This is a genomic window from Vibrio sp. MA40-2, assembly GCF_047302445.1.
Classification (GTDB): Bacteria; Pseudomonadota; Gammaproteobacteria; order Enterobacterales; family Vibrionaceae; genus Vibrio.
The window spans coordinates 222,844-247,013 of sequence record NZ_CP178627.1 but is presented as its reverse complement, the minus strand read 5'-3'; the positions used below and the strand labels follow the sequence as shown (position 1 = coordinate 247,013).

Genomic DNA, 24,170 nt, shown 5'->3' with positions numbered 1-24,170 from the left:
TTGCTGGAGACTAAAAAGGTAATTCAACTTGGAACATAACATCTGCGGCTTGGTTTCGATGCCAGCGATAGTCAAATCTCATGCGAGGCGCTTCACCATTTTGTTCACCAAAACCCACACTAAATTGCAATCCGTGATTGAGCAACCAATCTTTGTACTCCATCTCATTTTCTATATCACTTAATGCACTTGGCATCCAAACGCCCAGTCCAATGAAGTTGTCCTGTACTTGCCCGGTAACAAAAGGGGAATCTTCTGTCTCTATTGCCCAACTAGACCAGTAATCTTGATTTTTCTGGTCTAGTTCGTTGTTAGAAAAATAATAATCTGTCTCTAATCCTAAATCATTATTTTTTGACAACAAATCACACAAAGAGGATGAACTGGCCGAATTTTTCAGCATCTCAGAAGTATAGTAGAAATCACATGCCTGTGATTTTGACAATATAACCAATTGAATTAAAATAATAATGTTAATTATTTTGACTAACTTGATCAACTAACTTTTTCTCCAAAAACTGATAAGTCTATTGTTCAATAGGGCTGATTGGCGATTAAATACGTCTCAACACTTGGTGTTGTTAAATTCGAAATGCTCGCCATTTGCGTTAAGTTTTTTCTGATCATTGTGCTTCTTACCGGAATTTTTTCTGGGCAAACTAATATTGGCCATTTGGCTAATATTTCTTCATACCGAGCAAATTTAGTAAAATTTAAAAAATTATCCGGACCGATAATAAAGGTGAACTCCGCACCGGGTTGATGACTTTGCAATTCTGAGAGTAACTCGTATGTCGTCACCTTGTGATTTTCTTTATAAAGGGCTTGTTCAATTCTAGACAACATTACTTTATCTTGGTTCAAATCTTTTATAAACAAGTCCACCATATGGCATCGAACGTCAAAATCTAGCATGGTTTTACCCCATGCGTGAGAAATGCTTGGAACAAGCAATATTTGGTCAAAGTGTAACAAAGAGTCAAGGATACTTTTATGGCCAAGACTTGGAGGATTAAAAGCACTACCTAATACTGCTATTTTAAACTGTTTCTCTAATTTTACTGACATTAGCTCACTTTTCACTGTTATTAATTAGGTGGATTTAGGTATGATATTAGCAATTGATACATTTTGTAGGAAAAGGAATCCAAATGGAACATCAAATTCGTGAAGAAATGCGCGTATTACCTTCTATCGATCCTCACTTTGAGATAAATCGTCGTGTGGAATTTATCAAAGCCAAGCTTATTGAATCGGGATGCAAGGCATTAGTATTAGGAATCAGCGGAGGTGTTGATTCAACAACATGTGGCCGCTTAGCTCAACTGGCTATTGACAGTCTGAATGAGGGGAGCGTCGAATCTGAGTATAAATTTATTGCGGTACGGTTACCTTACGGCGAACAAAAAGACGAAGACGAAGCTCAATTAGCGCTTTCATTTATTAAGCCAAGCCATTCCGTCTCGGTAAATATTAAAGCAGGTGTAGATGGGATTCACTCAGCAACGGGTCAAGCATTAGCCGACACCGGTTTGTTACCGACTGATGATGCCAAACATGATTTCGTAAAAGGTAATGTTAAAGCACGGGCTAGAATGGTTGCTCAATATGAAATTGCAGGTTACGCAGGAGGATTAGTGATTGGTACTGATCACTCAGCCGAAAATATTACTGGTTTTTATACCAAATTTGGTGATGGCGCTTGTGATCTCGCCCCACTCTTTGGGTTAAGTAAACGACAAGTTAGAGAACTTGCTGACACGTTAGGCGCACCTCAACTTTTAGTAACCAAGACACCAACAGCCGATCTTGAAGAGCTTTCTCCGCAAAAGGCCGATGAAGAAGCATTGCATTTATCTTATGACCAAATTGATGATTTTTTAGAAGGGAAAAACCTTTCCGACGACGTTAAAAGTAAAATCATCGCAATCTACAAAGCTACTCAGCATAAACGAGAAGCTATCCCAACTATCTATGATTAACAATCAAGTTATAATTCCCACAACTGGTTTTTAACGGAATCAAATTAATAACGTAACTCGTATAGATACCTAAAAAATACAAGTACAAATTGCTTTTTGTACTTGTATTTTATTATTGAATCAAGGGTACAGAGCATGTCTAAAAATAGTCCTCAACTTGTACGTACTTTATCTGAGCTAAAGCCTGGAGTTCAAGTTGAAGATATGATTTCTGGTGACAAATTTGTGGTGTTGGCCAATTACGGCAGTCGAGCGATTGCAGTTCAAAGCATCACTTTAGTCACGGTTAATGACTATGCTTATAAAGATTGGTTTTGCTCTTCAAGCAACCGACCTCTTAATAAGCTAAAAGTCGGAGACATCATCACAAATAAACGAACTTACGTTATCACAGATGTTTCTGACTATATTCTGCACGCCAATAGAAGCGTGGAAATAACCAACCCTACCAGCTATTTATTACTAGATTAACTGACGATATTGCTTGGTATAATCAAACTCTGCGCCACGAGCTGTAAATTTTTACGTCAAAAACTAACGGCTAAACCATTACTCAGATCGAAAGTTAGTTAATAATATCAATATCGGTAAGTGGCACACTGCAACAAGCCAAAATTTTGCCATTTGTTATGTCATCCTCCGTTAGTACAGGGGTGTTTTCTTGGTCAACTAACCCTGATTTTAACGTTATCCTACAGGTACCGCATATCCCTGCACGGCAACTACTTGCGATATATAGTCCTTGTTTTTCTGCTTGTTGCAATATTGATGACTGATTATCACCTTCAAATTCTTGGTTATTTAAGCGAATGGTGACACGTTTAGCTGAGGTTTCATTGTAACTACTTTCTTCACTAGATGGGCTCTCGGTAGCAAATGTCTGACCTGGATTTTGGTCATTGTATGTTGGTTTTTTTTGGTACTCTACTACTTCAACTGGATCATCTAGTTGTATCCTACCTTCATTTAAAGCGACAAGATTTTGACCAAAATAAACCCCACCGTTTTCATCTGCTCTAAACTGCATCAAGGTCTTTAAAGGCTGCTTGTTAGCTTTCATCTGACCTGTATTTGTATCAACAGTTGTTAAAATACAACGCTGACAAGGTTTTACAATTTCAAATTCAACATCACCTATTTTGATGCGCTTCCAACTATCTTCAATAAAAGGTTCTGTACTAGATACAACGATATTGGGTCTAAACTGTGCCATTTGATGAACTTCGCTACTACGCCTATTCAGTTCATCAAGTGACCCTTGGCTTATTACTAATAATGGATAGCCATCAGCAAAACTTACGTTATGACCTAGTTTTTCTCGTACTCTTTGTGACTCTTCTCCAGTATAAAGTAACTGGACTTTTATACCTAAAATACCACTAAACCATTCATTCGCCACATCGCTGGTGGAATACGCAACGAAACTGTCATTCCATACTTTGGTTTTCACTTCTTGCATTGAAAACTGAGTATAAGAAATTGTTAATGGTTCATTTTGATCAAATGTTAGCTTCATACCTTTAGGAGTTAATTGTGCGTTCACTCGAACCAATTGTGGATAAGCGCGTGCGGTAATCATCACTCCATTTTGATCTGCCAACATTAAGCGACGATCAAACACTATCCCTTGTTTTTCCACCCAAGATGTCGAAAGATCAATTCCTTTAATAGACTTAATTGGGTATACACTGATTTGAGAAAGTACACTTTCTGACATTTGTTATCCTTACCGATTGTAAACTTAATGACGCAAACGTTTTCTATTTAAGCCATTTATTCATAAAAATTTGATGAAATACAATAGTTTTTCCACTATTATCCTGACGCTTATATTGCTGTATGTTACGTTTTAATACAACTCATGTAATAAATTTCAATCACTTTACGGTGGAGTAAAAAATAATGACAACTTTGATTATAGATCGCCCCGATGACTGGCATGTCCACCTACGAGATGGAGAGGTATTAGCTGATACAGTACGCGACATTAGCCGCTACAATGGCCGCGCTATAATTATGCCTAATACGGTTCCACCAATAACCAATCTCGAACTTGCAAACGCCTATTATGAACGAATAATGGCTCACAACTCTTGTGAACATTTTCAACCATTGATGACATTATACTTAACCGATAAGACCACAACACAAGACATTATAGATGCAAAAGCATCTGGAAAAGTGGTCGCGGCAAAACTCTACCCTGCTGGCGCAACAACTAATTCCGATTCAGGTGTCACCTCGATAGAAAATCTCTATCCTGTGCTAGAAGCAATGGAAAAAGTCGGCATGCTTTTACTTATTCATGGCGAAGTTACAACGCATGATGTTGATATTTTTGATAGAGAAAAAGTATTCTTAGATAACGTGCTTTCACCGATAGTCGCTCGATTCTCAAAGCTTAAAATTGTGTCTGAACACATTACCACTGCAGACGCTGTAGAATTTGTTAACAATGCAGGCGATAACGTGGCAGCAACAATCACAGCGCATCACTTACTGTATAATCGCAATCATATGCTGGTCGGTGGTATTCGCCCTCACCTATACTGTTTACCAATTCTGAAGAAAAATGTTCACCAGCTGGCGTTGATTGACGCTGCGACCAGTGGTAATAAGAAATTCTTTATCGGTACCGATTCCGCCCCTCACGCCAAAGGCAACAAGGAAACAAGCTGTGGTTGTGCGGGTTCTTATACCGCTCATGCAGCAGTAGAGTTGTATGCTGAAGTATTTGAAAAAGCGGGTAAACTAGAAAATTTACAAGCATTTGTTAGCCATAACGGCGCTGATTTTTATGGCTTACCTCGCAACAAAGATACCATCACTTTAGTGAAAGAATCATGGCAAGTAGAGTCAAGCATCGCATTTGGTAATGACCAAGTCGTTCCAATTCGTGCCGGCGAAATTATCGAGTGGAAAATTAAATAACACCGTTCTAGTTTCGCTGTCGGTTTAGATTCAACTGTGTTAAATAAAGCGATTGAAACATAAAGCGATTGAAACATAAAGCAGTATAGCGATAAGGGCGGTGTAGTCATATTCACCGCCTTTAAAATGTCCTATTTTTATATTGATCAGGAGTTTCTGCTGCATATTTCTTAAACATAGCAATAAAAGGGCTTGCTTGGTGGTAGCCTAGTGTCAATGCAACTTCTTTAACCGACATTCCTGACTTTAGAAGCGTCATGGAATGCAAATATTTAGACCGAATTCGCCATTCTGTAAAGCTCATCCCTAGTTCTAGTTGACAGTATCGAGCTAATGTCCGTTCGGTCGTATGTACAGCGGCGGCCCACTGCTTTAAGGACAAATTATTGGTTGGATCTTGCTCTAACGCTTGTAAAATTGGATTCAGTAACTTGTGATTACTGCTGGGCAAAAAGTGTTGTTGTTCTTCACTTAAATACAATTGATCTAATAGAACATTGACCAACCTTCGATCAGCAACAGATGTCGCCACATTGATAGAACGACGCCTAAAATCTTCAATAATTGCAAAAAATATGGTGGTCAAATTGACTAAACAGGTATGCTTTGGCATCAATTCAGCTTTACTTGCTTCTATGTTAATTGAGCAATAATCGATTGGTTTTTGATTAAAAGTATAATGCGATGCACCAGCAGGAACCCAAACAGCCAAATGAGGAGGAGCAATAAAACGTGTGTTTTCAGCGTATATTTCCAGAAATCCGCCATTAATAACTTGTAGTTGCCCCCAAGCATGAGAATGTAACCGAGTTTCAGTATTTTCTCTAAACGCATCAAAGTTCATAAACACATCGGAAGGTGGTTGTCTTATAGTCAATGATGGATGGATGTAAGGCGAGTTTTTCAAATTGGTAGTCTGCTAACATTTACTGTATGTCATCATCGCTTTGCAGTGCATAAAAATCAAGTCGTTATCTAGTTACGTTACCTTTCCGTATAACGAGGAAGCTTCTGTATTTATATTGTTTGTATATTTTACAGGTTTTATTGCTCTATTAAATGAGCGAGCTTGTTTCTCATTTATTAGATTGTTTACACCCTATTCACAATAATTTGTGTCTCTTTGTCAATTTAACTAAACAATTATTTGATTTTAATACAGTTAACTTGAAATTATCCCTCTCTTTACTAGAGTCCTGAGTAGAAACGCATACTTACCATACAAAATACTCACTACTTAAACTGATCATTAAAAGCATAAAAATACTCAATTACTGTAAACAACGGCTCACCATTTTGAACCTAGGATATCGCAGATGAAAATAACCACACTCGCTACAATCTTTACAACGGTGATTTCAGCATCGTCTCTTGCCGCCACTGTCTATAAAGATGATATGACACAGTTAGATATTGGAGGCAGAGCAGAAGCACGCTTCAATCTTTCTGATAACAATAAGACAGCAACAGAAAATTCATTTGATGATCGGTCTCGAGCCAGAATAAACGTCATTGGTAATACAAAAATTTCTGATTCATTGAGCGGATTTGGAAAGTACGAAGCCGAATTTGATACAGGAAGTGAACTGACTAATCGATATATCTTTGCCGGATTAGGCACTGATATCGGACGTTTTTCTTATGGTAAACAAGATTCGGCTCAAGTTATGTTGACCGATTTCACCGATACGATGGCAACCTTTGGTGCTGATGCCGCAGATTTGACCTATGGTAACCAAGATAAACGTGAAGCGAACTTTTTGTATAGTGGTCAATTTAATGACCTATCAATAAAAGCAAACTACTTAGCCGCACAAAGTGCTGATGATAGCGATCAAAGTTTTGGGGTAGCCGCACTCTATCCATTTGACGCATTTACTATGGGGGCTGGTGTTGTATCCTCAGATGATGATTACCAGTTCAACTTAGCGGGTAATTATAACCTTGATGATTTTGTTTTTGCCGCATTTTTCGCTTTTGGTGAAGTAGAGGATGACAATGCTACAGCACTTGAACTATCCGCAATGTACAATATGGGGAAAGCGAGTTTTGTGATGGTTTACAACAAAAGTGACTATGACGCCAGTAGCAAACGATCTAGTGAAGCCAATAACATTGCAATTGAAGGCGTATACAAATTCAATACCCACTTGCGGACTTATGCAGGGTATAAATTTGAACAAATTGATACATTAAACAACCAATTGCAAGCAGGTATTCGCTACGATTTTTAAGTGTACCGCGTAATAAATTTTGGTTAGATACGCTAATATCTATATCTAGCTCCATACCAATACCACTAAATAACTGATTAGGCGAAATGTGTTCTATAGAGTAAGTCAATTAGCATGAGTCAAAGTTCTTAGATTAAGATAAATGGCACTCAAGTCTGATCTCATTTATTCTCATTATCCAAGTGAAAAAACTCAGTGTATAGTAAAGCTTAGTTTAACAACGGATAATCAGAGAACATGTCAAAATCAGTATCATTAGTGTTAGGAAGTGGTGGAGCGCGAGGGTTAACTCACATCGGAGTTATCCATTGGCTTTTAGAAAATGACTATCAAATCAAATCAATCTCTGGGTGTTCTGCTGGTGCATTAATTGGTGGGATTTATGCAGTAGGCAAGTTAGATTTGTTTGAAAAGTGGGTTACCGCTATCGATAAAGCATCCATGGCAAAACTGCTCGATCTCTCTTGGCAATCAAGTGGCTTATTCAAGGGAGATCGAATTATAAATACACTCATTGAGTTGGTTGGTGACACTAAAATAGAAGATTTAGATATTCCTTTTACTGCTGTTGCCGCTAACGTGAAAGATAAAAAAGAAGTGTGGATAAATTCCGGTCCCCTTTTTGATGCCATTCGAGCCTCTATTTCGCTACCGTTATTTTTTACTCCTTTTGAAATCGAAGGCGAACAACTCATTGATGGCGGTGTACTCAACCCTGTCCCTATTGCACCGACTTTTGGCGATAAAACAGATTTAACGCTCGCGGTGAATTTAGGAGGTAATATCATCAATGTTCCTGAAGTAGTAGAAAACCACACGTCGGCAGAATCCCAACTATCGCTACAAGAAAAAATTAGTCATTACGTCGACAGGCTTCAAGGGTCGGTTATCGATACTATCAATATTAACTTTGATGCTTTTGATATTGCAAATCAGGCGTTTGACGCAATGCAAAGTACAATTGCACGACAGAAATTGGCTACCTACCCACCAGATAAAATAATCGAAATCCCACAAAACATTTGCGGTACATTTGAATTTAACAGAGCAGAAGAAATGATACAGTACGGTTATCAAGCGGCTGAAGATGCTTTCCGACAGGCTTGAATCAGATAGAATACCTGAACCGGTACAAATCAAGGCCAACTTTTAACGAATAGAGGAAGTGGAGGCAACTTTACTGATAGTGAAGGTTTTATAACGAATAATAAACCACGTTTCTATTAATAAAATAGCACTAAGTAGCAGCTTTAGTTCGACGCTCTCAAGCAGCAATACGATGGTAGAAACAATAGACAACCAACTATAAATTAAGATTTTGTATTTCTCTTTTCGAGTCAAACCTTGCTTCAGTTTGATTCGAGTAACCGTTGGACCGAGATAGCGATTATTTTGCAACCACTTTTTAAAACGAGGCGAACTTTTACTAAAGCAAACCATCGCTAGCAAAATGAATGGCACCGTTGGTAATATCGGCAAAAATACACCTAAAAAGCCCAAACCAGTGGCCAACCAACCAACAATAAGTAATAACACTTTTTTCAAAATAGACCCAGTTTAAAATATTTAAGCCGACTTATGACAAACAAAGTCTATTACGAATAGTTGCTAATTTCCAATCTATATGAACATTTACATTACAAGTGATGCCATTTTATTCACTATATCTTGCTTGCTATGACGACGACTGCGTGTGCATATTTTGGCATCATCATTACAGATAATACATTGACGACGAGGTAATCCCATATTGTCACGAGATAAAGCGAATCCATCTACGTCAATAACATCAATATCGAACAAACGCCCAAGTGGGTGTTTATCTTCTATTTGTACCATTTTAGTTTTTAGATCTTGTGCTGATATAGCATCTACCGCCGCAAAAAACTCATAACCTGTATCTAGGTTGAAACTTTGATAATGACAGATGTGAGCCCTAGTTCCGATTTGCTCAGCATTGCGATCTTCTGTAACGTTTTCATTAATGCCATCAGAGTGATGTTGCCGCTGAAAAGAACCAGTAATGACCGCCACCCCTCGTTCAAAGGCGATTTTAGAGATGGTATTAACTTTAACATCCCCTACCATATTAATGGTAAAACTAATAAGAGGAAGGGAATAGCTTTCTAACCATTCTCGTTGCCGATGTGCTCTTACTTCTCTAGAGCTAAGCAACTGCTCTAGAGAAACAACGTTACCTGAATACATAAATTATTCTTTAATTTGTTTGATCGTATCGATAACTGATCCGTCACGATAGCGAATATAACCAACAATATTATCTAAATATTCAATTGGTTTTGCTTTGCCTGTTAATAATTCTGCTCTTTGTTGTAAGGCTTCGATATCGAAAACAGTGATTCCCGCTTTGGTCAAACTTGACTTCACATCTTGTCTAACTGGATTTACCGCCACTCCATGATCCGTGACAACGACATCTATTTGAGAACCTGGCGTGACGACATTAAGCACTTTGTTGACCACTGTAGGAATACGTCCACGAATTAACGGAGCGACGACTATTGTTAAATTAGCCGCAGCAGCAGTATCACTGTGACCGCCTGACGCTCCTCGAATAACGCCATCTGAACCAGTGATCACATTAACGTTGAAATCCGTGTCTATCTCCAATGCACTTAGAACCACCACATCTAAGCGATCAACAACCGCTCCTTTAGAAGACGGATTAGCATATTGATTGGCAGAAATTTCCATGTGTAACGGATTTTTCTCGAGTGAATTTGCCGCGGCAGAATCAAACGACTGCACATCTAATAAGGTTTTGATCAACCCTTTCTCATGCATATTGACCATTGTCGAGGTAATACCACCTAAACCGAAACTAGCCGTAATACCAGACCGAACCATTTTATCTTCTAAAAATCGTGTCACCGCTAAAGACGCACCACCAGAACCAGTTTGAAGAGAAAACCCATCAAAAAAGTATCCCGAAGACTCAATAACATCAGCCGCTTTTCTGGCGATAAGTAGCTCTCTAGGGTTCGTTGTTAATCGAGTGGCGTCACCTCCTATTTTGGATGGGTCACCAACTTCTGATACTTGAACAATCGCATCAACCGTATCCTGCCCTATTGATGCTGGCATATTCGGAAAGGCAACCACTTGTTCAGTAAGCATAATCACTTTTTTGGCATACTGTGCATCTACTTTTGCATAACCTAAAGAGCCACAACGAGATTTTCCCATCGTCGCGTTAGCGTTACCAAATTCGTCACAAGTTGATACCCCTAAAAACGCGACATCTATCTGTAATTCTCCCGTTTTGATTAAATGAACTCGGCCGCCGTGCGAGTGAATATGAACCGGTTGTGGTAATAATCCTCTAGAAATCTCTTCGGCTAGATCACCTCGTAGACCTGATGTGTAAATCTTACTCACAACGCCGTTTCTAATATGGCCAATAAGCGGAGAATGTATGCTTGCTAGAGAACTAGACGCTAATGTTAAATTTTTAAATCCCATCTGAGCAATAATATTCATGACCATATTAATGATCTTATCACCGCCTCTAAATGAGTGATGGAAAGAGATTGTCATTCCATCAGCTAGACCAGAAGCTTTTATTGCCTCTTGTAATGACTGGTATAGTTTTCGACTTTTCTTAGTGTCTTTATCGAGTAAATATGGAGTAATATCGTGTGCGTCAGTAAAAGGTTTCATTGTCGTCTGGCCCAAGTCCATCATTAATTGGTTTGTGCTTATTTGATCCGTAATAGTCATCATGCCACCCTACTGTTTAATACCTGATTCGGCGCGTTTAAGTGTTAAGTGCGCACGCTGTATAATTGGACCATCGACCATTTTGCCATTTAACGACACGACTCCTGAACCCATTTCCTCTGCTTCTTCCGCTGCTTCAATTACCGCATGAGCGTAATCAACTTGTTTCTGTGAAGGGGCAAATACATTATGCAAAATCTCAATCTGACGTGGGTTGATTAATGATTTTCCATCAAACCCAAGTGATTTAATGTGTTCGGCTTCGTTTAAAAAACCTTGCTCATTGTTGGCATCAGAATAAACCGTATCGAATGCCATAATACCTGCGGCACGCGCGGCTTGCAGTATAGAGCAGCGTGCAAACAGTAATTCAGTTCCTTCGGCAGTTCTTTCTGTTCTAAGGTCACGCACGTAATCTTCTGCGCCCAAAGCGATACCAATTAACCTCGGTGATGCCAACGCAATTTCGACTGCATTATTGATCCCTTTTGCTGATTCTATTGCAGCCAGTAGCTTGGTACTGCCAATTTCTCGACCAAATTTGCGTTCTGCAGCTTCAATTTGCTGTTCCATGTCGAATACATCCTGACGTGAATCTGTTTTAGCTAGTCTCACCACGTTTACACCAGCCTTCACTACCGCCTTGACGTCGTCTGCACCATAATTAGAATCCAATCCATTAACACGAACAACGGTTTCTATATCTTGGTATAGTGGATGCTGCAACGCATTCATTACCAACATTCTTGCAGTATCTTTTTCACGAACGGACACAGAATCTTCTAAGTCGAACATAATTGCGTCTGGTGTATAAATAAAAGTATTGCTGAGCATAGCGGCATTGGATCCCGGTACAAACAACATGCTTCTGCGTATTTTTGTTTCCATTACAATGCTCCCCAATCTATTGCTTCCGCACCGCCTGAAGCGCGCATAACAGCCGCTTGTACTCGAGCGCGAATAACACAATCCAGAGCGCCTTTATCATTAACAACGATCGTCGCACTTTCAACACCGAGCTCATGTAATGTATTGTTAACTGTTTGTAAAATTAGATGATCAAACTGCTTTTCTACCGAACTGGTCAATTCAATTTCTAAACTATTTGTTTCAGAGGGCAAAACCTCTACCAGTACGTCACTAGATTCGAGCGTTCCAGCGTACGAACGCTGTTTAATTTGCATGTTAACTCCTCGTGAGTTAATAAAGAGATAGTAAAATAGAGTGAATAACGAAGAAGACATAACACGACTCTATCGCTGTATGATAGGTATTCTCCTTGATAAAGGAGACTTTTTGATGATGAGATTCAAGTTTCGTTGAAAGGTAAAAATAATTTATGCTTTTAATGAATTTTATTCATCTAGTCGAACACTAATAAGTCTGTCGAGCTCGATAGAACAATTATTGATCGTCGCTATGAACTTATGCAAGTATGTACTTATGGAATGGGTTTATTTGAAACAAATAATGGCTTGTTGCTACGATTGAGGCCTTTTGACAAAGTTAAACAATTAACTAACTGGTATATTAACACGATAAATAACCTTATAGGATTATCTACCGTTTCAATAATTACTATTAGTCTGGTTTGACATAAACTCTTTCTGGTCGCCCTACTCGGCCATGTTCATTTTCTGCAACCAGGAAACCACTAGCAGAACAGTATTCTAAATAGCGACGAGCGGTTGTTTTGCTAATTCCGACTTCGGAACCTAAACTTTCAGCCGTGAATTTAACCGCTATATTTTGTATAAAAACCTGTTTGATTTTGTCTAATGTTAACTCACCAATCCCTTTCGGTAGGCTACCATTAGTTTTATCCCTTGCTTGTATATTAAATAAATCGTCGACATGACGTTGACTTATATTATCAAACGCATTGATAGCACTATTAAATTTCAAATACCTGTTTAAAGTTTCTTGTAAACGGTCATAGGCAACAGGTTTTAAAATGTAATCAAAACAACCACAATGCATTGCTTCTTTTACCGTTTCCATTTCACTAGAAGCGGTAACCAGTATCACATCTGCTTTATCGGTGCTTTTATCTGAAACGATTTCACGTAATAAATCGGTCCCCTTCCCGTCTGGCAAATAATTATCTAGGATAATCAATTTAGGTTTTTGTACCTTGATCATTGTTCTTGCCATAGCGAGAGAAGAAGCAATACCAACTGGCCGAAACCTCAACATTTGGCGCAAAAATTGAGCATGTAACTCTGCTATAGGTGTTTCATCTTCCACTATAAGTACATCAATGATATTCATCATTTTTCACCACTATTTGGAATAAAAATAGAAAAAATAGCGCCGGACGGCTCTGCATTATCAACTAAAATAACCCCGCCAGCATTGGTCACATAACGATTGATCAGGTACAGACCAATACCATGTCCCTCGGTATCGTTTTTACTGGTCACTCCGCGACTAAAGATATCTGCGGCAATCTCCGGAGGAATGCCACAACCATTGTCAGATACCTCAATAACGAGTTCATGACTTGCATCGGTAATGAGTAGTGATATCACTTTATTACTATTGGGATTCTTTAGTGTTGCTTCAAACGCATTATCAATCAGGTTACCAATAATAGCGGCCAGTTCATCTATTTCGATTTTTTCATTAAGTCGATGCAGCTGACAAGTTGGGTCAAATTCGAGTTTTAAACCCAACTCACGCGCACGCGAATATTTGCCAAGAAGAATTCCTGCTACTTGCCGACAAGTAAACCTTGAACTAATAAAATCAATCAGTTGTTGTTTTTTACTGTTTTCATAATTGATGACTTTCAATGCAGCTGCGCTATCACCGATTTCAATTAGCCCACCAATAGTTGACAATTTATTGGCGTGTTCATGACGCATTACTCTTAAGTTTTCAGTGTACTGCTTAATTTGACTCAACTCAGCCGTCAATGAATTAATATCATTTTTGTGCCGAAAGCTGATGACCCAACCAATTAACACTTCACCATCAAATATGGCGACGCGGTTGGCAATGAGTGTTTGCTCATTGATAGAAACAATTTCATCTTTTATGTTTTTATCAAAAGGTGTCTGGAAGAAAAATTGAGTCTGGCTGACAAACTCGATAATTTGTCTGGTTTTTAAATACTGGATTTCTTTGTCGGTGCCTAGCAGCTCTCGTGCAGTATTATTCACGGCTAAAATATAACCGTTTTTGTCTATGGCGATCACTCCTTCATAGACAGAACTTAAAATCGATTTTTGCAGGTATAGTGCCAGGGCGATTTCTGACGGTTCCATACCATTCATTTTGGTTTTTATATGAGCGGAAAACAGCCACGCACCGATTAAGGTTAACGCAAATATAATTAGAACTTCAACTATCAGCGGTTGAGCATAAAACACCAACCATTGATCAAATCGATTCAATAGGTACCCTACAGAGACAACGCCGACAATCTCGCCATCAAAGTCTACGACTGGCGCTTTACCTCTTACACCATAGCCTAAACTACCTTCTCGAATCGATATGTATGACTCGCCGCGTTCCAATGCACCAACATTGTCACCACCTTGCATAGGTAATCCAATTCTTTCTTTAACTGGATGCGAAAGCCTAATTCCATTTTCATCGCCAACCACGATAAAACTTGCATCTGAAAGGGCAAATAATCGGTTAATTAATCTTTCAATAGCGGGCAAGTTTTTTATACGGACTTCTTGGATTAATTCAGGATCACTCGCAATTTCTTCTGCTTGAATTAATGCTCGTGTACCAACTTGATGCTCTAAGGTATTGATTAATGCACTATGAAAATTTGCACCCATAAGGGCCGCTTGAAGTATCAACAGCGCAAATATGAGTATAAAAATACGCCCTCTAAAAGACATTCCTGTCGCTAGCCTCTTTTTTAGACGCATGGCTGTACTATCCATAAACTCCATTTTCCATATATAGCAGACCAAAAAATTACCGATAAACGGTATTTGTTATTCGCAATTTAATCAACAGCTAAATGTTATAATTTAGAAAGTAACATTAAATAAAATGTATAATTGGTAATAGATCACAAATATATAACATTGTATTAATATGAAACATATACAAAGCAACAATTAAGCACTATTCCAATTGCTAAATAATTACTAATTTCAGTATCAAAGTTATATTAATTAAATTCATTAAATTCATTAAATACTCTTTTTCTTCCAATATCTGTTGTTATTAGCCATATAAATTCTGCTATTTTTGCTAACGTATTTGTACAACACAGAGGAGGAAAAATAATGAACAGGTCAGTATCACTCTACGATTCCTATTTATGCAAAGAAACCAGGCTCAAAAAACAGCAACAGCTACTGAAGAAGTACGCTTGTCCAGTCATCACATTAAAAGCTCATATGCCTAGAGAATTACGCCGCAACACCTATGTTCCTTCTCTGATTACGCAAGGATTAGAATCGATACAAAATACATTATCTGAACACGGTATGCTGTGTATCGCAAGTGACGAATTTCAGAGTGCCGCCGGCTTAGAACACTACCTTGCGGTACAATGCAGATCGGCTAGCCAATTGAAAAAATTAATGATGAATATTGAAAACCATCATCGTTTAGGTCAGCTGTTGGATATTAATGTTATGAATAGCGAAGGCAAAACTCTATCTCGTGGGTCATGTGAGCTATCAGCTAGGAAATGTATTATTTGTGATAAAATTGCACCTGTGTGTGCTAAAAATCACCGACACAGTATCAAAGAACTGGATGAAAAAATCTGCTCTATGATGGATTTAGTAGAGACTGAGATTTAAACTACAGTTCACTCGAATCGCTGGTGTGTTATCAATTCCCCCTACCAGTAACAGACGAATATGATAAATAAATCAAACACAAAATAGTTATCCCGTTGCTCTATAATGAATTGGGGCAACTCTGGCTTCTTTACAACGTAACTGATAAATATCACTATCGTGGCTAAACAAATTTTTAAGATAGTCGAATGTAGTATTTGGAACCAATTTTTTTAAATCATCCCACTGATTATTAAATAAAAGATGTCTAACCAAAGAAGCAGATATCGGTTGCTGTTCTTTTTCACATCGAGGCAATTCGACTAACGTGACTGGCTGACAATCAAGTGTTGGCGTCGTTAACCATTGATGCATTTGCTGATTATAGAATCGTGTTACAGTACAAATCGGTTCGGTACCAACAAAGCGATGTGTAATACCCAATGCTGGCGCGATATAACCTCTAAACATCTGTAAATCCACTGCCGTATGACAGTAATTAATCACACCGTCGTCTTTTAAGAAATAACTAGGAAATGTTGCTCGAGAGATAATATAGTCTGAACCTGAATGAATAATTACATTAGGGAAATCCTCCACACCCTGTTTAATCATGTTTAATCGGTCTTCATAAGTAAAAAATGACCGATCTTCTTTTACTACAAACAAGTGGACCCAATCGCACTGGTTAGATGCTTGCTCAACCAAGAATCGGTGACCAAGGGTAAATGGATTTGCATTCATCACTATACTGCCTATTTTGTCACCCGACCGCTTTAACAAAGACAGTTTATTACAGTAATTGGCTAAACGAGTTTTGCTGTTTTCCAACAATATAATTCTATCTTTCACCGAAGTTAATTGATGAAAGCCTGCTTGATGGAACATCTTGTAGTTTTCAGGTTTAGTATAAATAAACAAATTGAACCGACCTAGGTCATACGCATAGGTAACCAGTTCTGTCAGTAGACTTGCTGATAAACCTGACCCTTGGTATTGCTCATCAACTGCTATCGATTTGAGTGTATTCCCTGCAAGACCGCCTGTGGCAACAATACGCCCTCCAAACAATACCACCACAAACATTTCAACATCAGCATCAACCCCTAAGCCCATTTTAGAGAGAAAAGTCTTCACACCTTCCATTTTAAGGCTATTTTTAATGCTAACTTTGATAAACCTAAAACCCGGTTCCACACACTATCCCTAAAACTTAATAACAAGGTAAGTATCGTTCAATTTAGAATTAATATCATGATTTAAATCAGAACTGAATTTAAATATAAATAATTAAATGGTGTAAATGAATTAATTAGGCATTTGATAAATCGCCAATTAAAATAATGAACAAGCTCAAGTATAATATTACCTTCAACTTTGAGCTTGTTCATCACTTATTTATGCTGCGGCGACTTGCTTACGCCTTCTTAGCATTCCTATAATCGGTAATAAAATTGATAGGAATGTAATAAAGATTAACGTTTGTGACACGGTAGAACTAACAAAAATAGTGAAGTCTTGGTTAGCAATTCTGTATGCCTGACGGAATGATTGTTCCATCGTTCCACCAACGATCACCGCTAATATCATAGGAGCCGTAGGGATATCTGCACGCTTCATCACCACACCCGCTACACCAAGAATAGTTAGAATGTAAAAATCCATCACCGAACTACTAATTGCATAACACCCAACAAACGCAAGCCCAAGTACGATTGGATACAATACTTTCGGTGGAATGGCGAGCACACGAACTAACATTCCTGCCAGCGGTATATTGACAAACGCCAGTATGAAGTTAGCCACAAACATAGATGCAATCAGGCCCCATGCTGTATCTGGGTATTGGGTAAATAGTAACGGGCCAGGTTGTATTCCAAGCATTAATAATGCCCCCATCATTACCGCCGTTGTGCCTGAACCAGGAACGCCTAAAGTTAACATGGGTATCATCGCACCTATAGAGGCAGCATTATTGGCCGATTCTGGCGCAGCTAATCCTTCTATCGCTCCATGACCAAACTCTTCAGAGTGCTTAGACAACTGCTTCTCATTGTTATAACACATTAGAGAAGCCATTGTTCCGCCCGCTCCAGGAAGTGAACCAATAATAAAGCCTATCGGTGCACTGCGAAAAATTGGCCACTTAGAACGTTTCCAATCATCTCCGGCAATCCAAATGCGTTTGAATTTGGTTTGTGCCTTTTTATTGCCTTCACTTAAAGACCTGAAGCTTTTAAACACTTCGCCCATTGCGTAAATACCAATAATTACGACCAGAAAATCGACACCAGTTTGTAGTTCTAAATTACCGAAAGTAAAACGGTCAAGGCCAGATTGTGCATCTATTCCTATTGTAGCTATGGCTAAACCAATAACCATGGAGAGAAAACCTTTGAGCATGTTATTTTTCGACATCGATGCAGTCATTGATAATGCAGCAACCATGAGTAAAAAATACTCTGCAGGGCCAAATTTAAGAGCAAACCCTGCTACTGGCTCAGCTAATAATGTCATCAATACTGCGGCAACAGTACCACCAATTAACGACGCAATAGCAGAAATAGCCAGTGCCGATTCAGCACGACCTTGCATGGCCATTGGATACCCATCAAACGTTGCTGCAAGTGCTGCGCCATCTCCAGGTGTATTAATCAATATGGAACTTCGAGATCCACCGAACATTGCGCCGATATAAACACCGGTCATCGTAATTAACGCTGCAGTGGGCCCCATAGCAAAAGTCATAGGTAACAATACCGCCACACCAGTAGCAGGACCTAAACCAGGAAGCATACCAACAATGGTTCCTAATACTCCCCCTACCGTCACAAGCAATAAATGATAGGGTTGCAACGCAACACCAAATCCATTAAGTAGGCTAGCTAATACATCAGTCATGATTTATGCCTTATTCAATAAATGGTAAAGGTGGAAGACTAACGGCCAACAGAGTATTAAAAATGAAGAAAACCGTACCCGAAAATAGTAGTGCAACGATTAAACTTCTTTTCCAATCACCAAAGCCACTTGTAATTGTTAGCATTGCAGCCATGAATAAAAAGGTACTAATAACATAACCTAAATGTTCAAACAGCAGTGCATAAACAACTGATATAACGCATGTATATAAAATTCGTCTGCGATCATTTTTCTTGGTCGCATCTTCATTGATAATATTTTTAAAAGCGATCAATGATGCTTTAAAATTACATTTAATGAGCAGTAGAATACCTATCAATATTGCGAGTGCTGCTATTCCCAATGGAAAATATATTGGGTCCATTGGATTACCAAACATAGCTCTAGGCATTGTATAGGCATGAGCACCATATATCAGGCCAAATGCGACGCTGAAGAACCCCGTAAACGCATCCCAATTAGGGCGAACATTTTGATCTTTCATGGATTAACCTTACGTTAGAGTTATATAAAAACGTAAACAAACAGGAATGATGAGGGAGAACTCTCCCTCAAACGTCATTTAACAATGAAACTACTTAGCAAAAATTTCCGCTAATATAGTTTTATATTGCTCGTTAGTTGTTGCTAAAAATTGAGTGAAGTCTTCGCTATTTTGGTAAGCGTCATCCCAACCGTTGCGAGTACGAGCTTCTGACCATTCTGGTGTTTCAACCATGTCTTTAAGTGCTTTACTCCAAAACGTTACAGCGTAATCAGGCATATCTTTCGGGCCAAACAATCCACGCCAGTTTTCAAAAGTCGCATCAATGCCTTGTTCTTTAACGGTTGGTATTTCAGCAACCAAACCTTCGCCTACACGCTTATCAGCAGTATGTGCTAGAGCACGTAGGTCTCCACTTTTCACTAATGAAGATACATCGCCTAAGCCAGTAGAAATAAGGTCAACATGACCTCCTAACACTTGTGCAACTGCACCACCATCTTGGAACGAAATATAATCAATTTGGCGTAACTTAGGTACACCTGCTGCTTTAGCTATAATTAAAAATTGAATATGATCCATTGAACCAGCCGAGGACGTTCCGCCAATTTTTACTGATTTAGGGTCATTTTTCAGTGCTTCCATTACTTGATTGATTGACGTGTATTTTGAATTTTTAGAAACAACGAATGCACCATAATCGGTAATTAAACGTGCCAACGGTGTTGTATCTTTGTAGCTGTACTTACTTGCACCAGTTAGGTTAGTTAATAAAATAGGAGGAGAGTAAACTGAGATAAGATTACCACTACCTTTTTTGGTTTGCATGTAAGCAAGGTTAACCGCACCACCGCCTCCAGGACGATTCACGACAGGTAAATTAGATTCAACAAGACCTGTATCTTTTAGTGTTTTTGCTACCGTTCTAATGGTTAGATCCCAACCACCGCCAGCGCCAGCTGGTGCTATCATGGAAACGGTTTTAGGTGGATAATCTTTCGCTATTGCATTACTCACAGGCATTACCGCAACAGTGGCAAGTGCGGCGCTAACCATAGCAGCCTTCAATTTTATATTCATAAATTTACCTATCTTCCTTATTAGTATTTATATTCAATCCCTATCTACAGACATTTCTGCAGTTAAAATTGAACAATCATTATTAAAGGTAATGAAGAAAGGTAATGTGATTTAAAACTCTTTAAATTGATTCTTTAATGCTACAAATGGCGTAAATGAATTTAAATAAAAACCACATATATAACAATAAGGTAGGTTGATTTATTTACATATAAAATAACAAATAAACCAGATAATCAAGTTTAATGCCTAAAATTCATATGCTACCAATTGAATCTCTAACTCGATTTTATCAATATCAGATAATCTAAGCTTTTCGAAAGTTAAAAGGAGAATAATACAAGCTAGTATCTATAAGAAACTGTAGGTGAGTAATTTATAACAATGCAATATAGACAAATCAATAACATTTAATTGACCACTTTGCTAATACATAATATGTCATCTCCAGATATAATCAGTCTATATCAAGGAGCAGACAATGAAAAAAATCGACAAAGTGGTCATGCTGTTAAACCAATTAGACCCAAAAGAAATCGAACAAATAAAAAATCATATAAGCAGTAAGCTCTCGTATTCTAATAAAAATAAAGATTACGAGAAGCTCACAACGCAAGAGTTGGATTTTTTAAGCAGTATATTTAGACATTAATCAATTTTTTTCAACACACTCTGCAGAAAAACACTATTAAAATAGGTTAAATACGATTTTAATTTTTGCAAATACTTAACATCTTCGGTTTTTTTATACATATCAATAAACTCTACCGCTTCGTATAGACCCGCTGTTTTTAAGGCGCCTCTTTGTTTATGAACAAAATCACTTACCGTTATATTAGTTGAATTCGACAAATAATGATCTATTGACTCTAATGTAGTGGTATGGAAGTAATTATATATTTCAACAAAACTCTCTTTACCTATATCAGACAATAAACATGAAATCCGGCTTTTAAAAAACCGCGTGAATAGTTCATCAATTTCTGAAATAGGCTTAGGCATTGAATAATAATATCCCTGCACTTCAATATTACCTATAGAATTAAGAAAATCATTTGTTTCTTTGTCCTCAACCCCTTCAGCGACAACACGACAATTGTTCTTTTTAAGGTAGGAATACAGAGAAGTAAATATCTCTTTTCCTTCTTCTGTTTCAAGTACCTTATCATGTGAACGCATATCTATTTTTACTTCATCAAAGACTAACGGGTAGGACTGCTGAAAATCAGTAATTGTTCCACCAAAATTATCCAATGAAACCTTTACTCCTAATAACTGCAGTTGCTTGATATTGCTATACAAAGTATCATCTGAGATAGTCGTTACATTAGTTAGTTCTAACATTATTGACCTTAAATCGATATCATAGCGACTCGCTATAGTCTCAAGTTTATTAACAAAATCTATACCACCTAAAATGTCTGCATCTATATTTATTGAAAATGGACAACACACACTAGAATTCATATTTAAATGTTGATGATCAAATACTTTTTCTATAACTAACCACTGAAATATGCATTTATTCTCAAGCGTCTCTAAAAATGGGAAAAATAAATCGGGTGTTAAAATGCCTAAATTTTCATCATACAATCGACTCAACACCTCATAGCCGGTAATAAATCCGCCATTTTCTAGACATATTTTCGGTTGTACATAGAAACTCAGCTCAGACTCTAATAACTGCATAATATTAGTGCAGTTAACACTTGATGCTATTTGTGTTATCTCATCATTAGTTATTTTCACATCGTCAGTTAAGAAACCTTCAATATCACTTTTATTATTTTTAATTCTATTAATAATAGAATCGGGGGTTTCTTTGGGTAAAAAACCAACCAATCTAATCTCTAATTCTGCAATAGATTGCATTACAAAGCTTATAAATTCAGCTTCTAATGCGCTCACTATGTATATAGGTATGTTAGAAAGCTCATTTTCATCTAAGTAATTGAGTACGGCTAGTCCATCGCCATCATCCATTCTCATATCCAACAAAATCAGACCAATAGAATCTTTTTCAGTTTTTAGCAAATCTATAGCTTGGTTCCCGCTGCTAACTTTTTTTATCGTGCTGTTAACTGGTACTACATTTTTTAGAGCTATTTCCAGTATTTCTCGAAAAAAAGCTTGGTCTTCTACAATGAGTACATTTTTATTAATCTTGGACATTAATATCCCCTTGGTCTCCTAGCATTAATGCCGAACAATAAAATAACTCTTTGTTGTATAAAGCATCATGGTACGTAAGTAATAATGATGAAAATTCGTCTTGCTCTCTATGAGCTTTAAATCCAATAGATTTCAGAAATTTCTTTAAACTTGATTTCTTATTTTTGCTTGAAAAACCGATGATATTAACTTCACGTAATAACAATTTTTTTATTACCCCTCCTAACATATAAGGTAATATTTTGTCTGAAAAGCAATACATTGAACAAATTTCTAAACACAACTCTGCATTAGTATCTAAAACAATTTTATCTTTAGATCTGTTTTGTATTTTCCAAAAGTCATTTATAGGTAAAAACCTATAAGTCAACTGACCTATCGGTATTCCTTGCTCGTCCATATATAAAATACAATACAGTGTATTTCCGTGCTCATCTTCAGATTCAATACACTTATATCCAACTGACGATAATGTTATATTTCCTGTATTTTCCCAGACGTAAAATTTCTTGAGTAATTTAAAATCAAAATCATATTCTAATAAATCTTCATTTGATAAAACCAAATCAAAATAGGGTTGATTCGCTGCGTGAAATACTTCAACTTGACGCTGATGTGTTGGTACGACAACTTTATTTTCCCAACGACTAATCGTAACGACATCCAATCCAACCAGTTTTGCGTTGCTGTGCGTCACCAAGTCAACAAACTCATTCTGACTTAATAATCTTGAAGTACGAAATCTCTTTAAGAGCCTACCAAAATCTATCATTATTAATAGCCACGTCGCTCTGTTGTTTAGGTGAACGCCCATTTTACTTGGGAAACAAACTTAGTATATAGCACTTGATCTCAACTTTTACGAATGAAATGCTAACTTCATTCATAAATCTTAATGATATTATGCTTATAACAAGTAAAGTTTAAGTTATCCATAACAGCCATTAAAAAATCAATGGTTACCCCTAAACCAGAATAATCTTAATTACTAACTTTATGAAAAATAAGATAAATAAATCCGGCCTTACAGTTAGACTTTATACAGACTGTATTGATTACGTAACATAAAAATATTAAATAGAAGAAATAAAATGATTTGATTTTAAAATGAGTTAAAAAAGAGAATTTGAAACAAAGAATTTTGCAGAAATAATTCTGATTATGAGGCAATTTGTCCGCGAAAGTTTATTGGAGGTTATATTCATCGACAATAATGAAGATCTGGAAAGACCTTCATTACTATTTAATGTAAGTTATTCACTCCAATCTCTATTTTGAATCACAACACGGTACCCTTCTGTGTCTTCGTACGTTTTACCAACTCGTTTCCAATAAGGGTTTCTTGCTTCGACATACTTGAAACCGGCCTCAATCATCGATCGACACACCCATTCCCACTCTCGAGTATCTGGCATATAAAAAACCATATAAGTATCAGAGAGTTGAAATTCTCTGTTACCCTTTACCGGCTTTGTAGTAAACTCCAAATGATAACTATGATTCTTATGCCCTAAAACAATAGCATCAAATCCATCTTCATCTTTATATTCAGATAGTACGTCAAAACCCAGTGCTTTTTTATACATCTCAGACACTTCTGTAAGATTGTCGGTCATTCTAGCGACACGCAAAACTGCATTTTTTGTAATCATGGTCATCCTCAAAGGCAAAAATCAGAATAAACGACGTCTATTACTATATTCATCGTCATTCAATTCGTTCAATAATCAAGGGGGACTTGGTAATTGAATATACATAAAATCATATTGTATTATAATATCAACATTCTAAACTGGGTGGTATAGGTTCTCATTTAATTCGCAGGTAAAAACAATAAAACATGTTTCAGTTCACATTTTTTAAA

At 37.4% G+C, this 24,170-nt stretch carries 25 protein-coding genes; 7 read left to right on the top strand and 18 right to left on the bottom strand.

The window, feature by feature from the left end:
* Nucleotides 1-10: 10 nt before the first annotated feature.
* Together ACLKML_RS00980 and ACLKML_RS00975 are read right to left on the bottom strand one after the other, a co-directional pair.
* Nucleotides 11-499 carry a hypothetical protein gene (locus ACLKML_RS00980; RefSeq protein ID WP_413283230.1) on the bottom strand — a complete coding sequence of 163 codons (489 nt, stop codon included), beginning with the start codon at nucleotides 497-499 and terminating at the stop codon, nucleotides 11-13.
* A 35-nt stretch (nucleotides 500-534) separates the two neighbouring features.
* The gene (locus tag ACLKML_RS00975; protein WP_413283229.1) at nucleotides 535-1,068 is read right to left on the bottom strand and encodes a nicotinate-nicotinamide nucleotide adenylyltransferase; all 534 of its coding nucleotides are present in this window, start codon (nucleotides 1,066-1,068) and stop codon (nucleotides 535-537) included.
* A gap of 83 nt (nucleotides 1,069-1,151) precedes the next feature.
* Here ACLKML_RS00975 and nadE point away from each other — a divergent pair, with 83 nt between their 5' ends.
* Together nadE and ACLKML_RS00965 are read left to right on the top strand one after the other, a co-directional pair.
* On the top strand, nucleotides 1,152-1,982 hold the full coding sequence (nadE, locus tag ACLKML_RS00970; protein ID WP_413283228.1) for an ammonia-dependent NAD(+) synthetase: 831 nt from the start codon (nucleotides 1,152-1,154) through the stop codon (nucleotides 1,980-1,982).
* 135 nt (nucleotides 1,983-2,117) lie between these two features.
* Nucleotides 2,118-2,453, top strand: a complete 336-nt coding sequence (locus tag ACLKML_RS00965; RefSeq protein ID WP_413283227.1) for a hypothetical protein — start codon at nucleotides 2,118-2,120, stop codon at nucleotides 2,451-2,453.
* 94 nt (nucleotides 2,454-2,547) lie between these two features.
* Here the strand turns inward: ACLKML_RS00965 and ACLKML_RS00960 are convergent, their stop codons facing one another.
* Nucleotides 2,548-3,699, bottom strand: coding sequence for a YcbX family protein (locus ACLKML_RS00960; RefSeq protein WP_413283226.1), 1,152 nt, complete (start codon nucleotides 3,697-3,699; stop codon nucleotides 2,548-2,550).
* Between the two features lie 185 nt (nucleotides 3,700-3,884).
* On the opposite strand from ACLKML_RS00960, the gene pyrC reads away from it, so the two are divergent.
* Nucleotides 3,885-4,913, top strand: coding sequence for a dihydroorotase (gene pyrC, locus ACLKML_RS00955; protein WP_413283225.1), 1,029 nt, complete (start codon nucleotides 3,885-3,887; stop codon nucleotides 4,911-4,913).
* A 121-nt stretch (nucleotides 4,914-5,034) separates the two neighbouring features.
* Here pyrC and ACLKML_RS00950 read toward each other — a convergent pair whose 3' ends face one another.
* Nucleotides 5,035-5,757, bottom strand: coding sequence for an AraC family transcriptional regulator (locus tag ACLKML_RS00950; RefSeq protein ID WP_413283224.1), 723 nt, complete (start codon nucleotides 5,755-5,757; stop codon nucleotides 5,035-5,037).
* Nucleotides 5,758-6,229: 472 nt separating this feature from the next.
* Here ACLKML_RS00950 and ACLKML_RS00945 point away from each other — a divergent pair, with 472 nt between their 5' ends.
* Nucleotides 6,230-7,147, top strand: coding sequence for a porin (locus ACLKML_RS00945; protein WP_413283223.1), 918 nt, complete (start codon nucleotides 6,230-6,232; stop codon nucleotides 7,145-7,147).
* A gap of 237 nt (nucleotides 7,148-7,384) precedes the next feature.
* A complete protein-coding gene (locus tag ACLKML_RS00940; RefSeq protein ID WP_413283222.1) occupies nucleotides 7,385-8,254 on the top strand; it encodes a patatin-like phospholipase family protein in 870 nt (289 codons plus the stop codon).
* 42 nt (nucleotides 8,255-8,296) lie between these two features.
* Here ACLKML_RS00940 and ACLKML_RS00935 read toward each other — a convergent pair whose 3' ends face one another.
* The 7 genes from ACLKML_RS00935 to ACLKML_RS00905 form a co-directional block, all read right to left on the bottom strand.
* Nucleotides 8,297-8,683, bottom strand: coding sequence for a YbaN family protein (locus tag ACLKML_RS00935; protein ID WP_413283708.1), 387 nt, complete (start codon nucleotides 8,681-8,683; stop codon nucleotides 8,297-8,299).
* Nucleotides 8,684-8,779: 96 nt separating this feature from the next.
* Nucleotides 8,780-9,355, bottom strand: a complete 576-nt coding sequence (gene citX, locus ACLKML_RS00930; RefSeq protein ID WP_413283221.1) for a citrate lyase holo-[acyl-carrier protein] synthase — start codon at nucleotides 9,353-9,355, stop codon at nucleotides 8,780-8,782.
* Between the two features lie 3 nt (nucleotides 9,356-9,358).
* On the bottom strand, nucleotides 9,359-10,828 hold the full coding sequence (citF, locus tag ACLKML_RS00925; RefSeq protein ID WP_413283707.1) for a citrate lyase subunit alpha: 1,470 nt from the start codon (nucleotides 10,826-10,828) through the stop codon (nucleotides 9,359-9,361).
* Between the two features lie 69 nt (nucleotides 10,829-10,897).
* Nucleotides 10,898-11,776, bottom strand: coding sequence for a citrate (pro-3S)-lyase subunit beta (gene citE / locus ACLKML_RS00920; protein WP_413283220.1), 879 nt, complete (start codon nucleotides 11,774-11,776; stop codon nucleotides 10,898-10,900).
* Entirely contained in the window at nucleotides 11,776-12,072 is a 297-nt protein-coding gene (gene citD / locus ACLKML_RS00915) for a citrate lyase acyl carrier protein (RefSeq protein ID WP_317715716.1), read from the bottom strand. The genes citE and citD overlap by 1 nt, the downstream gene beginning before the upstream one ends.
* 397 nt (nucleotides 12,073-12,469) lie before the next feature.
* Nucleotides 12,470-13,162 carry a response regulator gene (locus ACLKML_RS00910; RefSeq protein ID WP_413283219.1) on the bottom strand — a complete coding sequence of 231 codons (693 nt, stop codon included), beginning with the start codon at nucleotides 13,160-13,162 and terminating at the stop codon, nucleotides 12,470-12,472.
* On the bottom strand, nucleotides 13,159-14,793 hold the full coding sequence (locus tag ACLKML_RS00905) for an ATP-binding protein (RefSeq protein ID WP_413283218.1): 1,635 nt from the start codon (nucleotides 14,791-14,793) through the stop codon (nucleotides 13,159-13,161). Before ACLKML_RS00905 ends, ACLKML_RS00910 begins: the two co-directional genes overlap by 4 nt.
* 351 nt (nucleotides 14,794-15,144) lie before the next feature.
* On the opposite strand from ACLKML_RS00905, the gene citX (ACLKML_RS00900) reads away from it, so the two are divergent.
* Complete coding sequence (citX, locus tag ACLKML_RS00900) at nucleotides 15,145-15,669, top strand: citrate lyase holo-[acyl-carrier protein] synthase (protein WP_413283217.1); 525 nt, start codon at nucleotides 15,145-15,147, stop codon at nucleotides 15,667-15,669.
* 87 nt (nucleotides 15,670-15,756) lie between these two features.
* Here citX (ACLKML_RS00900) and citC read toward each other — a convergent pair whose 3' ends face one another.
* The 4 genes from citC to ACLKML_RS00880 all read right to left on the bottom strand — a co-directional run bounded on the left by citC (nucleotide 15,757) and on the right by ACLKML_RS00880 (nucleotide 20,134).
* Complete coding sequence (gene citC / locus ACLKML_RS00895; protein WP_413283216.1) at nucleotides 15,757-16,845, bottom strand: [citrate (pro-3S)-lyase] ligase; 1,089 nt, start codon at nucleotides 16,843-16,845, stop codon at nucleotides 15,757-15,759.
* Between the two features lie 201 nt (nucleotides 16,846-17,046).
* Complete coding sequence (locus tag ACLKML_RS00890; protein ID WP_413283215.1) at nucleotides 17,047-18,549, bottom strand: tripartite tricarboxylate transporter permease; 1,503 nt, start codon at nucleotides 18,547-18,549, stop codon at nucleotides 17,047-17,049.
* A 10-nt stretch (nucleotides 18,550-18,559) separates the two neighbouring features.
* Nucleotides 18,560-19,054 (bottom strand): tripartite tricarboxylate transporter TctB family protein, encoded by a 495-nt coding sequence (locus ACLKML_RS00885; RefSeq protein WP_413283214.1) that lies wholly within the window; start codon nucleotides 19,052-19,054, stop codon nucleotides 18,560-18,562.
* A gap of 90 nt (nucleotides 19,055-19,144) precedes the next feature.
* Nucleotides 19,145-20,134, bottom strand: coding sequence for a Bug family tripartite tricarboxylate transporter substrate binding protein (locus tag ACLKML_RS00880; protein ID WP_413283213.1), 990 nt, complete (start codon nucleotides 20,132-20,134; stop codon nucleotides 19,145-19,147).
* 481 nt (nucleotides 20,135-20,615) lie between these two features.
* Between ACLKML_RS00880 and ACLKML_RS00875 the strand changes: the two genes are divergently transcribed.
* Nucleotides 20,616-20,786 carry a hypothetical protein gene (locus ACLKML_RS00875; RefSeq protein WP_413283212.1) on the top strand — a complete coding sequence of 57 codons (171 nt, stop codon included), beginning with the start codon at nucleotides 20,616-20,618 and terminating at the stop codon, nucleotides 20,784-20,786.
* On the opposite strand, the gene ACLKML_RS00870 is transcribed toward ACLKML_RS00875, so the two are convergent.
* From ACLKML_RS00870 to ACLKML_RS00860, 3 genes are all read right to left on the bottom strand, one after another.
* Nucleotides 20,783-22,306: an EAL domain-containing protein gene (locus ACLKML_RS00870; RefSeq protein ID WP_413283211.1), complete on the bottom strand. Its 1,524-nt coding sequence runs from the start codon at nucleotides 22,304-22,306 to the stop codon at nucleotides 20,783-20,785. The two genes, ACLKML_RS00875 and ACLKML_RS00870, sit on opposite strands and share 4 nt — an antisense overlap.
* The gene (locus tag ACLKML_RS00865; RefSeq protein ID WP_413283210.1) at nucleotides 22,293-23,078 is read right to left on the bottom strand and encodes a helix-turn-helix domain-containing protein; all 786 of its coding nucleotides are present in this window, start codon (nucleotides 23,076-23,078) and stop codon (nucleotides 22,293-22,295) included. The genes ACLKML_RS00870 and ACLKML_RS00865 overlap by 14 nt, the downstream gene beginning before the upstream one ends.
* A gap of 481 nt (nucleotides 23,079-23,559) precedes the next feature.
* Nucleotides 23,560-23,958 (bottom strand): VOC family protein, encoded by a 399-nt coding sequence (locus ACLKML_RS00860; protein WP_413283209.1) that lies wholly within the window; start codon nucleotides 23,956-23,958, stop codon nucleotides 23,560-23,562.
* Nucleotides 23,959-24,170 lie beyond the last annotated feature (212 nt).